Below are 12522 nucleotides of genomic sequence, written 5' to 3' on the forward strand. Positions count from 1 at the left end.
CTGTTTGTTTTGGGAATTGAATTCACCTCTGTTCCAGATATACACAATAGAGTTATTTTGTCAATGCGTAAGTCCTACTGATATCGTGTCCGGTCGATTACCATAACAAAACAGTCCGCCAAAGCGGAGTTAAGTCCGCTCCATTTTGCGGACTTAACTCCGCTTTGGCGGACGAATCTAATTGCCGTTAATGGATCGGACACGATCTGACTATGTAATTATCGATGTTTCAGGCTGATAAATTGAGAGGCTTTTAATGATATCCAGGAATTGCTGTAAAATGGTGGATGAATGATTTGGCCGCCAAACAGCAGTTAAGTTAGTGGTTGCCGTTGGTTCCAAAATCGGACGATACACCACTCCTTCGCGTTGAATATTCTGTACGTGAGATGGCAGAATGCTGATACCAGTTTCGCCTGCAACTAACCCCAAAATCGTGACCATAAAGACGGCTGTTTGAACAACTTTAGGAACAAATCCTGCTTGCGAACATAGATGGTAAATTTGTTCAGACAAGCCCGCTACAACCTGATGCAGGGGCATGACGAATTCTCGATCTTTTAGGTCGTCAAGCGAAATTTTGGATTGGGCTGCAAGCGGATGGTTTTTGGGTAAAACGGCGACAAGTGGTTCTTGCGTGAGAGACATCGTTTCTAAATCATTGTCTTCAGAAATTTCGTGGTAGAGATACAGAAAAATAATATCAGTTTGGCGATCGCGCAACCTCTGAATTAGAAAAGCACTGTGTTCTTCCTGCAAAATCAGTTTTACCTCTGGATATCGCTGTCGAAACGTTCGCAGCATCTCTGGAAAGACACCATTTGCGATCGAACTCGTAAAACTCACCGTCAAATAGCCCAATTCACCCTGATGAATGCGCTGGGTTTTATGTACCGCTTGTTCTAACTGTGCCAGAGTTGCACGAGATTCTTCTAAAAATGTCTGTCCTGCTGGCGTTAGCTGAAGTGGGCGACTTCTGCGATCGAATAGCTGCACGCCCAATTCATCCTCCAAATCTTTAATTTGACGACTTACCGCCGATTGGGCAATGTACAATCCCTCTGCCGCGTTGCTAAAGCTCAGTTTGTCGGCCACTGCTATGAAGTAACGGAGATGGCGAAGTTCCATAGATTATACCATTTTAAATTTTAATTTTTAGACTTGGGCATAAATAATTACTATAACGGTTATTGATTAGATACCGCTATGCTTTCTGAGCATATTATTATATCAAAACAAGTATTTGACATCTAGTAATAACTTCTTTATCTTGAAATTAATAGTTAACTAATTCCGCCAATAATTCCACTCTAAGTATTGTTAAATGAGGATTATTTATGCTTTCACACGTAATTCGACGAGTTGCAGTTGTGGGAGGAACCCACGGAAATGAGTTAACAGGGGTTTACCTGATTAGGAAGTTTCAACAATTCCCAGACTTGCTGAAACGATCGACCTTTGAGACTGTTGCCTTATTAGCCAACCCGAAAGCGGTGGCGCTGAATCGGCGTTATGTCGATCGCGATTTGAACCGTTGCTTTGCCGCCCAAGATTTGGCTAACCCAGAGTTGATGGGTTATGAAGACATACGTGCTAAGGAAATCTCCGCCCAACTATGTCCTAAAGACCAACATGGCGCTGATGTCATCATCGACCTTCACAGCACAACGGCCAACATGGGGCTGACCATTTTACCGTCCAGCAAACATCCATTTAATTTGCAATTATTAGCCTATTTGAGTGAGCTCGATCGCTCAGTTCGAGTTTGTTTCCGAGAGGATGATGGTGAGGATGCGCCAATGTTGCGATCGCTCTCTGCTTTCGGTGGTACCATAGAAGTAGGCCCGATCGCCCAGGGAGTCGTCAATGCCCCTGGGCTTCAGCAAACCGAAATGCTGGTTCACGCCATTTTGGATTATCTCGATGCAACAAATCGGGGCAAGCCGCTTGCTATACCATCACATTTAACTGTATATCAGGCGATCGGCTCCGTAGACTATCCCAGAAATTCAGTAGGTGAACTGCAAGCCGCAATCCATCCGCAACTTCAGTTCAAAGACTACGAACCCTTACATCCCGGTGAACCGATGTTTCTCAACTTTACAGGAGAATCGCTCCCCTATCAAGGAGAATCTACAGTTTTCCCTGTATTCATTAACGAAGCTGCCTATTACGAAAAGCACATAGCGATGGTTTTGACGGAAAAACAACAGCTTCAGCTTGAAACTGCATAACTTCCCAAGGAGTCAAAATATGACTTTTATGAAATTAGGGTTATGACTTTTATGAATTCAAACAATGAATTTATGAATTGACGTATCATCTCGCCTATGTAATAATGTTAATTAATTTCAAATCAACAAGTATTTTTTTTCATAAACACAAGTGAATCTAAACTTATCAGGATCTAACTTATGGAAAGTACAGGTATACTTGCAATCGATCGCGAACCGCAGCAATTAGCATTAACCACCTTTGGTAACAGCGGTCAGCTTAATTTCTTCACTGCATCGAGTCAATTTAACGGCAGCTTTCCCGGCAACGGCTTTGACACGGCTCATTTGACAGCGAGCGCGATCGGCGAACCACAACAAATAGCAGATTTTTTAGTACCGGAAACCAGCGATATCCTGAGTTTCTGGGCCAACGATCGAGTCGCTAGCGTTACACCTCGTACTCAACAATCAAACTCAGAGGCTCTCGCTGTCGGCACAGATCCCCTAACAGGAACGAGAACCGCATCTCAGTTGAATTTATCAGATCCAGGCAACTCCCTAGCAACTGCTCGAAATGTTGTTGGCGTTGAGAACGGCCGCGTCAACTTAAGCGATTTTGTCGGAGTTGGCGATACCGATGATTATTACCGCTTTACTATTAACAGCAATAGCGATTTAAGCTTGCGTATCGACGCTTTGACTGGCAATGCCGGCCTCGAGTTAATTCAAGATAAGAACCGCAACGGTCGGACTGATTATGATGAATATCTTGGCAGCGATTATGCCTTAGCGGGTACATCCGGCGAGATAAATTTCTTCGGTCTGACTCCCGGAACTTACTATGTCGGAGTCTATCGTTACGTTGGCTCTACGAATTACAACCTGACTCTTTCTGCAACCCCTGCTACTGGTTTTAGCAGCAATTACGGCTACGGTTTAGTGGATGCAAACGCAGCCGTTTCCCGCACGCTGAACAGTCCAACTCTCTTCCCAGAAGTTCCTAATTTGGGCGGTAACGATTGGGGACGAGACATGATAAATGCGCCGGAAGTTTGGAATCGGGGAATTACTGGAAAGGACATCGTAGTTGCGGTAGTAGACAGCGGTGTTGACTACACCCATCCCGATTTGGACGACAATATTTGGCAGAATGCGGGTGAAATTCCCGACAACGGCATTGACGACGATCGCAACGGCTATGTAGATGATGTCAGGGGTTGGGATTTTGTGTCTAATGATAACAACCCGATGGATGAGGATATCTACGGTCACGGGACTCACGTAGCAGGTGCGATCGCGGCCGAACAAAATGATTTTGGCATAACTGGAGTTGCCTACAATGCAAAAATTATGCCGGTGAGAGTATTATCAACTGTTGGTTCTGGAAACTTCAATAATAGTGGTGCTGGAATTCGCTATGCTGCTGATAATGGAGCTAATGTAATTAACTTTAGTGCGGGTAGCGAATTTCCTAACAGGGTGACTAATGAGGCAATTCAGTACGCAACTGACAAAGGAGTTGTTGTCGTCATGGCAGCAGGAAATGATGATTTTTCTAAACCGGCTTATCCAGCTATCAATGCCGATCGCTTTGGAATTGCCGTAGGAGGAATTGATATCAATGGCAGGAGGTATGAATACTCAAATCGCGCGGGTTCTAAACTTTTGGATTACGTAGTTGCACCGGGAGTAGATATTTATTCTACAACTCCCTATAACACCTACGAAACCTACAGTGGCACGTCGATGGCAACCCCTCACGTAGCGGGTGTAGCGGCTTTGATTTTGAATGCCAATCCGACTCTAACTCCGGCTCAAGTTGAGTACATCTTGACGACTACAGCCAACCCAAATGCGATAACTGTCTAGAAAGAATAGGCAGCAACTATTCCGAAACATTAGCCGATCGCCCTACAAGCGCGCTAATCTGTCTTGTCAGAAGTTGCGGGGGCGATCGACCAAACACTTGTCAATTTACAAAAGTTGTATTTTTAGTGTGAGGAATTATGACTATTACTCGCGTTTCTGTAGACTCAGCCGGCAATCAGGGAAACCGCTTTTCCGAGCAACCCTCCACCTCAGCCGACGGGCGGTTTGTAGCGTTTGCATCAGATGCCAGCAACCTCGTGCCGGGGGACACCAACAATAACACCGACATCTTCGTGCGCGACAGGCTCACCAATACCACCACCCGCGTCTCTGTTGACTCAGCCGGCCAGGGGGCGAACAACTTCTCCAACTCTCCATCCATCTCAGCCGACGGGAGGTTTGTGAGGTTTAATTCTGTTGCCTCCAACCTCGTGCCGGGGAACACTAACAATATCTCGGATATCTTCGTGCGCGACACCATCGCCAATACCACCACTCGTGTCTCTGTGCCAGCAGGCCAGGGGGCGAACAGCGGCTCCGGTAGCCCCTTCATCTCGCCTGAGGGGAGGTTTGTGGCGTTTAGTTCTTTTGCCTCCAATCTCGTGCCGGGGGACACTAATAATAACTTCGATGTCTTCGTGCGAGACTTATCAACCAATACCACCACCCTTGTCTCAGTTGACTCAGCCGGCAATCAGGGGAAAAGCGGCTCCGGTGGGCCCTCCATCTCGGCCGACGGGCGGTTTGTGGCCTTTATATCTGGCGACAACCTCGTGCCGGAGGACACTAACAATACCCAAGACATCTTCGTGCGCGACTTGTCAACCAACACCACCACCCGCATTTCTGTAGACTCAGCAGGCAATCAGGCAAACGACTTCTCTTACTCTCCATCGATCTCAGCCGACGGGCGGTTTGTCGCGTTTCAATCTGCGGCCACCAACCTTGTGCCGGGGGACACTAACAATAACGCCGACATCTTCGTGCGCGACTTGTCAACAAATACCACCACCCTCGTTTCAGTCAGCTCCAGGGGCGATCGGGCAAACACTGGCTCCGGTACCCCCTCCATCTCAGCCGACGGGCGGTTTGTGGCGTTTACTTCTCTTGCCACCAACCTCGCGCCGGGAGACACTAAAAATCAAAGCCAGATATTCGTGCGCGACAGGCTTACCAATACCACAACCCTCGTCTCAGTTGACTCAGCCGGCAATCCGGGGAACACTCCAGTGGGCCCAAGTGGCAATCAGGGGAACACTGGCTCCAACAACCCCTCGATCTCAGCCGACGGGCGGTTTGTGGTGTTTGACTCTGATGCCACCAACCTCGTGCCGGGGGATACTAACAATAGCCGAGACATCTTCGTTGCTGACATAACCAGCACTCCAGGCGTCATCAATAACCCTCCAAACACCATCAACGGCACTCCCGCCAACGACTACCTCACAGGCACTCCCAGCAGCGATAATATCAACGGTTTTGAGGGCGATGACACACTCGCCGGTTTGCGAGGTAACGACATTCTCAATGGGGGCGACGGCAGCGATATCCTTTTCGGAGGCAAAGGTTTTGACACGCTCAACGGCGGTTTGGGCAACGATCTTCTCATCGGTGGCGTCGGTAATGATGTATTTGTTTTAGGTGCGGGTTTGGGAATTGATACTATCTCTGATTTCACCAACGGTGTAGATACCGTGCAATTAATCAACGGCTTGAATTTCCGACAGCTATCAATTTCGGCTGCAACTAACGGCACATTAATTAGCGTCACCAGCAGCGGTGAAGTTTTAGCTTCTTTGACAGGCGTTGGTCTCAGCTCGATCGGTCCTGAAGATTTCCTCTCTGTTTAGATATCTGCCAATTCTCAATTGTCTGCTGTAGAAACACAGCACTGCTTTGTGCTTTAATTCAATATCTCACTTTGACTTAAATAACATGATTAAACTTCACAAACAATCCCTCGCCCTCGCATTGAGCGGCACATTCCTGGCCGTTTTGCAACCAGCTTTTACCGTAAATGCGCAAGAAACTAACAGCGAATTGGGCAAACTCCAAAGCTTGTTAGAATCTAAAAAATGGTACGAAGCAGATCAGGAAACAGTCTCTCTGATCCGCAACAACCCCGCCAATCTGTCTTGTCCGAACCTCCGGGCGATCGATCGCCTGTGGATGCAATCGAGCAACGGCAAATACGGATTGACCCCGCAGTTAGAGATTTGGCAGAAAGTCGGCGGTTCTACCTGCCGCACTTGTGAAGGTCAAATTCAACAATTTAGCCAACAAGTAAGATGGAACCTGGGTTCACCAGTAAGTCCTATACCAGGGGATTTTCCTGGCCAGTATCCAACAGTTGCTGCATTAAGTTGGCAAAGTTATGTTGACAGCGATAACAGCTTCACCAGAAACAGTCTTTTTGCTGGGGGACAGACATGGCAAGCGTGGAGGGTTACAGAATTTAACCTATTTTCTACTTTCGCCAATTGCGGCAAGTAACATTTACAGTCCTGGACACATCAGGCTTTCATAACTGGGTTTTTTATCTCATCTGCTGGCTGTAACCTTTGTATTTTCGTAAAAAACCCGGTTTCCGATCGCCCGTGAGTAAGTCCTAAGTCGATCGCCCGATTAAGCACTGAATTTTAATGATTTTTGATGTCGCCCAGAATCCAATACGGTTCACTTAAGGCTGATCCCCCCTAACCCCCCGATCGCGCAGGGGGGGACAACAAAGCTCTCTTTCGTCAACCCCTACTCCCCTTATTAAGGGGAGTAGGGGTCGAGTAGGGGGTAGGCGAGGGGGATCTCCGGGGCATAAATAGTGTTAACAATCGCGTATTGGGCCACAATCATCACTTAAATCCCGACCATTACCTTGCAAAAAGGCTGTCAAGTTTTGGGAACAAAGGAGATATTTATGAACACCGATCGATTGAACCTCTACCAGCGCATAGAATCATTTTCTTTAGATGAACCAGATACAAATTTACCGTTCAGCAAGCGGCTAGCGCGAGATAACGGTTGGACTGCAAATGACACTCAGCGAGTCATTGCAGAATACAAAAAGTTTGCTTTTCTTGCTGTTGTTGCCGGACATCCAGTTACACCTTCCGATCGAGTCGATCGAGTTTGGCATTTGCACTTAGTTTACACGCACTCTTATTGGGGCGAATTTTGCCCGAATGTCTTAGGGAAGCCACTGCATCACGGCCCGACTCGCGGCGGCAAACGCGAACATCAAAAATTTACTGATTGGTACAATAAGACTTTAGCTAGCTACGAACATTTCTTTGGGCAAAAACCGCCCGAAGATATTTGGCCGCCAGCGCACATACGTTTAGGTCGCGACGTGCATTTTCAGCGCGTTAACACTCAACAAAACTGGATTTTGCCGAAGCCGGATTTACTGCAAATCCGCCGGGATTTAGAGCAATTGCCCAAGCCGCAACTGGCGATCGCTCTTTTAGTCTTGGCCGCTGCACTAACAATTACAGGTTGCCAGCCATCTATTTTGGCAAGCCTCCCCAACCCGCTTGATTTCAAAGGGCCCGAATTTCTCATTTTTTACATTTTAGTGACAATTGTAGCGGTTTGGTTGACAGGATTTTTGCGCTCGTGTTTGCGAAACTCTAACCACAATTACTCTCAAAATTTACCAGATTTATCGCTTGATGAAATTAAATATTTAGCAGAAAAGTTCAATGAAGTGACGCTAGATAGTGTACAGCTCCGCCATCGCTTACAGAACCTGGGGCTGTTAGTGAATACAACTAAAATCGCGATCGCGCAGTTATGTGTACTTCCGATCGCGCTGGTATTGCTTTTAGGAATTACCAAAATTGTAGTCGGTATTTCTCGCGGCAAACCAGTAGGTTTTTTGGTAATCCTTTGTATCATCACAGCATTGATATGCTACGGTTTTTGGTTAGCAAAACCGCACCGCACTCCCTATGGCGATCGCGTGCTGGAACAGTTGCGATCGAGAATTAAGCCAGAAATAACTTATCCACAGACATCCACAAGAATTGTTGGAGGAGTCTATTCGCCTAGAAGCGGTGGCGGTGATGGTGGCGGTGATGGTGGTGGCGGTGGCTGCGGTGGTGGCGGTGGCTGCGGTGGCTGCGGTGGCTGCGGTGGCTGAGAAAAGATCGATCGCCCGTTCTAGTTTCAGCGCCAAAGGTACGGTTCATTCAGTTGACAGTTGACAGTTGACAGTTGACCGCTTTCTAGCGACCTCTACCTGGAAGTCCGAGGATTGGAGTAATGAATAGTCTTCTTTTAATTTCTCCCTACAAGGCTTGGGGCTTTAAACCAATTCTTTCTGGTAATTTTTTTTTATAGTCCTGGACGCAACTGTCACAATAGTTAAAGATTTTTTTAGGTATGTTGTTGCGTCCAGGACTGTTTTAAATTCCTCAAAAAAACTCCTAATTTTTCCCGTATCTACTTGACTTTTCCCGGCATTTCGTTGTATATTATTTAATAATTGGATCTGGCAAAAATAATATTGTGAAATATATTTCGTTGAAAACAGCAGAGTCTTTAAATTATTAGCTTGTCAAACATTTTATGAAAACAATTCCTCTGCTCGCCATTAGTTTTTTAGTAGCAATCTTAGCCAGCGCGATCGGCATTCTTTCAGTGCAGAACGCCGCCCCAGTAGCCTTAAACTTTATCTTTTTTAAATCCATACAAATGCCCGTAGGAGTAGTATTGGCGATGAGTATTAGTGCGGGACTGATCGGAGGTGCGCTGCTGCAACCGCTGTGGAACCTTTCAGATTCCCCCGGCTCCCGTCCCAAATTTCAGGCAAATCCCGAAGACTCCGAAACCCTAGAATATTAGGTAAATTTCTGAATCCTTAGAGGGAATAGACCTGACCGTCAATCAGCAGCCGAGTGATTCCTTTGGCTAGCAAGTAAGGCGCCGCTTTTTGCAGCAACCTGCCGTCAGGAATCTTGAACACTCTTTGATTGCGAGTAGAAAATCGGCGGGCTACTCGGTGATTGTCAAACACTGGCAGGGTTTTCTCGCGAATTTCCGCCGCCGGAATTTGACCGAGTTCGCCAAAAGCTTTTAGAGGTCTTGTGATTAACTCCGCCGCGCGATCGACTACTAAATAGCAAATTTTGGGCACAGATGCTTCGCTTAAAGGCAAAACTTGAATCGGCCCTGTCGCCCGCAGCTCGTTAGACTCGCCCGACGATCTAGAACCCAGCAGACTGCCTTCAAACAGAGAGTCTTCATCGTCTAAATCTTCGTCGAAGTCATCTAAATCGTCCTCGTCCTCGTCCTCATCCTCATCCTCATCTTCGTCGAAATCGCTAAAATCTTCATCCGCCAGCAGTCCTGATTCTGGCAGCATTGCCTGCTGTTCCCCACTCACAGCAGCGCTGTCGCTGCGAGGAGCAAGATTGGCTGATAAAGCATCTGGCAAATCAGAAGCCTCTAAATCCGACTGTAAATTTCCTCGAATTTCGAGATCGGCAACTGGTTGGGCCGCTGATACAGAACGCTTTCGGATCGTCGGCCTCGAATTTGGGGCTGACGGCGCGACGGGCACTGACTCAGACAGGGGAGTATCTAAAGGGGCGGTTTCGCTGCCAGCCGAGGATTCAGCAGTCGTCTCTGTCGGTTCAGAAACGCTGGTGCGATCGGACAAACGCTTTTGTTTTTGCTGGACTAGAAATTCGTATTCCGGCTCCGACAAAGCGCCCTGAAGGATGCGCCTCACAGTCGAACTGCTCACTCCGTAGCGCTTTGCCAAAGTGATAGTATTCTCCTCCGACTGTCGGTACAGCCGGAGGAGTTCCCGTTTGTCTGAATCGGACAGTTTTGTGGGCGTCATGCCAAGTTTTCCAGCAAAAAGACGTGAAAAGACGCAGGAAGTGCGATCGGCGAACTGTGATTTTTCATTGTCGATTGGAAGTTGAGAGATGCCGGCAAGGGATCTCAAAGCTTTCGCCTGACGCACCCTTGCCCGAGCAACCCCAATCTCAAATCGCTACGCGCCGCGCCGAGTCCGCCTGCTCTGACGAGAACGGGTTGAGATGTCATGTTCCAAGACAGCTCCTATTCCGAACAGGATGCCGCTAAAAACAAAAAAGACTTCCAGCAAACTGCCGCTTTGATAACTACCCTCAGCCTGAGTATCGCGCCATTTAAAGTACATATCTGCGATGTAAAGCGAAAAAGTTGCCGCCGCAATCATCCTCCAAGATTGGGAAAAACGTCCTCCCCAAAACGCCAGCAGCAGTGCAGTCGCAATAATCAGCAGAAAAACGTCCCCGACGATGTAAAACAAATTGATTGCATAGGCGTAAGGCGACAGTTGCTTGTCTAGTGCCGTCACCCATGCGGGAGTTTTAGTTGCTTCTGCTTCTGCTGCTTCTTCTTCCGGTGCAGATTGAGCAGCAGAAGCGGCCGCTCCTTTTGCCTTTGACTGGGCCGAATTGTCCGCGGCAGGTGCTTTTCCTTTGGCAGCCGCTGGTGCGGAGCCTGTCACTACTTCCTGAGGGGCCGCCGGAGCCATTCCTAGCTGTACTTTCCAAGAGTCAGGTGCAGCAACCCAGATAGCTACAGCAATCCCAAAGGCTGCTATTCCCGCTAACAAACCCCACTGCCAAATTTCTAGATTCAGCCGCTTGCTCGTCACGGCTACAACCATGCCTCCGATCAGCACCACATAGCTGCCGAGATAAAACGCATCTGCTGGGGAAACGTCTGGGTCTAACTCGAAATAGAGTTCCCAAATCCCGAACAGCACGCCGGCGATGAAATAGAAGAGCATCCCCAGACCAATGCCCAGCCAGACGTTGCGCCCGCTGACCATGTGCGGGCTTCTCCAGTTTCTAAAACAAACTAAAGCTGCTCCCAGATATGCCCCGCATTCAAAAATATAAGTGCCGATCGAGTACCAAGGCGGTAAACCCTCTTCTTGTGAGAGGGGGACGCTGAACAGCAAAAAGAACAGCAGCGCCATGACAGCCCAGACAATGCCCGCAATCACTAGGGTCTGAGCTGATAGTAAAGATGTAGATGTAGATGACTTTTCTGAAGTGCTACTCATAGGGATTTCACGAGACCTAACTAGCGGTTGAACGCACCCCATCTCAATTTTTGATTGTAGATGAGGATTCTTTCGCCAAAAAACCTTGCTCTGACTCGAACGGAAAAACTGGCGCCTGATGCGTGTTGTCGGGACGGTTGCCCTCCTACACTCTAGAAAGACTAAGCAAGAATAATATCTCTTTACTAATTCAAGGAATTAGTCGTCAGTCGATCTTTTGCCCGGAAATAATAGATGATAGAAATACGGTCTATGTCTTCACCATTAAGGCTTTTACAGTACCAAATCTACCTCTGAAATCATACCCTCAAATGTTGCTGTCTCTGTTTTTTTGGGTTTCGCACTCCCCCACTCATATCGATGATTGTGGGTGGGGACTGCGATCGAATTTTAGTTAAATTGCCAGACTGTCGCTGGCCCCCAAACCGACTCAACAATTTTGTCGGTCGATACAAGTTGGCCATCCAACCTGTATATCCCTTACCCCTGACAGTGCAAATATCTCAGCTTAATTATCTGCGTCCAATTGTCTGAGCAATTGTCAAAGATTTTCTATGCTGCGATCCACAACTTGTTGAGGGTTGATTGTTTCAGCCAATCTAGAAACTGAGTGCGATCCGGTGCTGGCATATCTTGCAGCACATCGCTCACTCCGTCAGCGAAGTCGGTATTGCCAAAATATGATTTGCCCAAACGGTGAAGTTCTTGCAATAAGGTCTTGAGATGTTGCTCTTGCCAAGGGGGCACCTTATGATTTTGCAAGGGACTAACGGTCAGCCAATTTTTGATCGCATCAGCGGAGTCTGCCTGGGGGAAGTTTCCTTGCTGAAATACCTTGGCGATATCTTTCTGAAACGATGCGGCTTGCCTTGCGCCTAAAAGGTCTTCTACATCAAAGTAAACTGCTTGGAGGAGCAGCAGACAACCCTGCGCGAACAGCGGTGCTTTAGCGGATTCTGTGCCTGCCGGTTCTTCACCCGCAAGCTGATCTAAACGAACTTTTCCCCAGACGCTATATCTATCCGGCTCTTCTAGCAGAACGCAGGCTTTGCCTCGGTTGTCGGTTAAATCCCGCCACAAGGCTCTGGCGTCTTCTGCTTGTTTGCCGTTGAAGGCGCTGATCAGGCGAAAAGTCTGCCCCTGATAATTGAGAATGGGAATTTGTTGATCCCGTTTTGGGTGTTGAAAATTGGTTATTTCAACATCCTGCCGTTTCAGAATAAACATGACACTGCGATTTGACTCCTGTCATGGCCGAGGTGCTGTGCTTTGGAAGCTCCCCAGGCTTTTAGGCTTGGGGATGCTTGATTCAACTTCGAGCCCGCTTAAATTAGCTGGATTGCCCGGATCAAGCGTTCCGATACTTTTTTG

10 protein-coding genes are annotated in these 12522 nt (G+C 47.6%); 6 read left to right on the top strand and 4 right to left on the bottom strand.

All coding sequences use genetic code 11. From position 1 onward, the window contains the following. Positions 1–210: 210 nt before the first annotated feature. On the bottom strand, positions 211–1128 hold the full coding sequence (locus tag QUB63_RS29685; protein ID WP_332948961.1) for a LysR family transcriptional regulator: 918 nt from the start codon (positions 1126–1128) through the stop codon (positions 211–213). A gap of 209 nt (positions 1129–1337) precedes the next feature. Here QUB63_RS29685 and QUB63_RS29690 point away from each other — a divergent pair, with 209 nt between their 5' ends. From QUB63_RS29690 to QUB63_RS29715, 6 genes are all read left to right on the top strand, one after another. Beyond that, positions 1338–2234, top strand: a complete 897-nt coding sequence (locus QUB63_RS29690) for an aspartoacylase (protein WP_332948962.1) — start codon at positions 1338–1340, stop codon at positions 2232–2234. A gap of 180 nt (positions 2235–2414) precedes the next feature. Beyond that, positions 2415–4085: a S8 family serine peptidase gene (locus QUB63_RS29695; protein ID WP_332948963.1), complete on the top strand. Its 1671-nt coding sequence runs from the start codon at positions 2415–2417 to the stop codon at positions 4083–4085. Positions 4086–4222: 137 nt separating this feature from the next. After that, positions 4223–5935 (top strand): calcium-binding protein, encoded by a 1713-nt coding sequence (locus QUB63_RS29700; protein ID WP_332948964.1) that lies wholly within the window; start codon positions 4223–4225, stop codon positions 5933–5935. Between the two features lie 85 nt (positions 5936–6020). Next, positions 6021–6578 carry a GUN4 domain-containing protein gene (locus tag QUB63_RS29705; protein ID WP_332948965.1) on the top strand — a complete coding sequence of 186 codons (558 nt, stop codon included), beginning with the start codon at positions 6021–6023 and terminating at the stop codon, positions 6576–6578. A gap of 421 nt (positions 6579–6999) precedes the next feature. Next, the gene (locus QUB63_RS29710; protein WP_332948966.1) at positions 7000–8223 is read left to right on the top strand and encodes a TIGR04222 domain-containing membrane protein; all 1224 of its coding nucleotides are present in this window, start codon (positions 7000–7002) and stop codon (positions 8221–8223) included. Between the two features lie 428 nt (positions 8224–8651). Beyond that, on the top strand, positions 8652–8927 hold the full coding sequence (locus QUB63_RS29715; protein WP_332948967.1) for a LapA family protein: 276 nt from the start codon (positions 8652–8654) through the stop codon (positions 8925–8927). A 16-nt stretch (positions 8928–8943) separates the two neighbouring features. Here QUB63_RS29715 and QUB63_RS29720 read toward each other — a convergent pair whose 3' ends face one another. The 3 genes from QUB63_RS29720 to QUB63_RS29730 form a co-directional block, all read right to left on the bottom strand. Then, the gene (locus tag QUB63_RS29720; RefSeq protein ID WP_332948968.1) at positions 8944–9930 is read right to left on the bottom strand and encodes a hypothetical protein; all 987 of its coding nucleotides are present in this window, start codon (positions 9928–9930) and stop codon (positions 8944–8946) included. Between the two features lie 156 nt (positions 9931–10086). Further along, a complete protein-coding gene (locus QUB63_RS29725; protein ID WP_332948969.1) occupies positions 10087–11151 on the bottom strand; it encodes a hypothetical protein in 1065 nt (354 codons plus the stop codon). A gap of 552 nt (positions 11152–11703) precedes the next feature. Next, positions 11704–12378, bottom strand: a complete 675-nt coding sequence (locus QUB63_RS29730; protein WP_332948970.1) for an Npun_F0813 family protein — start codon at positions 12376–12378, stop codon at positions 11704–11706. Positions 12379–12522: the final 144 nt, after the last annotated feature.

The organism is Microcoleus sp. ARI1-B5 (genome assembly GCF_036705795.1).
Taxonomy (GTDB): domain Bacteria; phylum Cyanobacteriota; class Cyanobacteriia; order Cyanobacteriales; family Microcoleaceae; genus Microcoleus.

What these genes read in the sequence shown, in the direction of transcription:
- QUB63_RS29685 (WP_332948961.1), bottom strand. Translation starts at nt 1,128, where the DNA reads ATGGAACTTCGCCATCTCCGTTACTTCATAGCAGTGGCCGACAAACTG.
- QUB63_RS29690 (WP_332948962.1), top strand. Translation starts at nt 1,338, where the DNA reads ATGCTTTCACACGTAATTCGACGAGTTGCAGTTGTGGGAGGAACCCAC.
- QUB63_RS29695 (WP_332948963.1), top strand. Translation starts at nt 2,415, where the DNA reads ATGGAAAGTACAGGTATACTTGCAATCGATCGCGAACCGCAGCAATTA.
- QUB63_RS29700 (WP_332948964.1), top strand. Translation starts at nt 4,223, where the DNA reads ATGACTATTACTCGCGTTTCTGTAGACTCAGCCGGCAATCAGGGAAAC.
- QUB63_RS29705 (WP_332948965.1), top strand. Translation starts at nt 6,021, where the DNA reads ATGATTAAACTTCACAAACAATCCCTCGCCCTCGCATTGAGCGGCACA.
- QUB63_RS29710 (WP_332948966.1), top strand. Translation starts at nt 7,000, where the DNA reads ATGAACACCGATCGATTGAACCTCTACCAGCGCATAGAATCATTTTCT.
- QUB63_RS29715 (WP_332948967.1), top strand. Translation starts at nt 8,652, where the DNA reads ATGAAAACAATTCCTCTGCTCGCCATTAGTTTTTTAGTAGCAATCTTA.
- QUB63_RS29720 (WP_332948968.1), bottom strand. Translation starts at nt 9,930, where the DNA reads ATGACGCCCACAAAACTGTCCGATTCAGACAAACGGGAACTCCTCCGG.
- QUB63_RS29725 (WP_332948969.1), bottom strand. Translation starts at nt 11,151, where the DNA reads ATGAGTAGCACTTCAGAAAAGTCATCTACATCTACATCTTTACTATCA.
- QUB63_RS29730 (WP_332948970.1), bottom strand. Translation starts at nt 12,378, where the DNA reads ATGTTTATTCTGAAACGGCAGGATGTTGAAATAACCAATTTTCAACAC.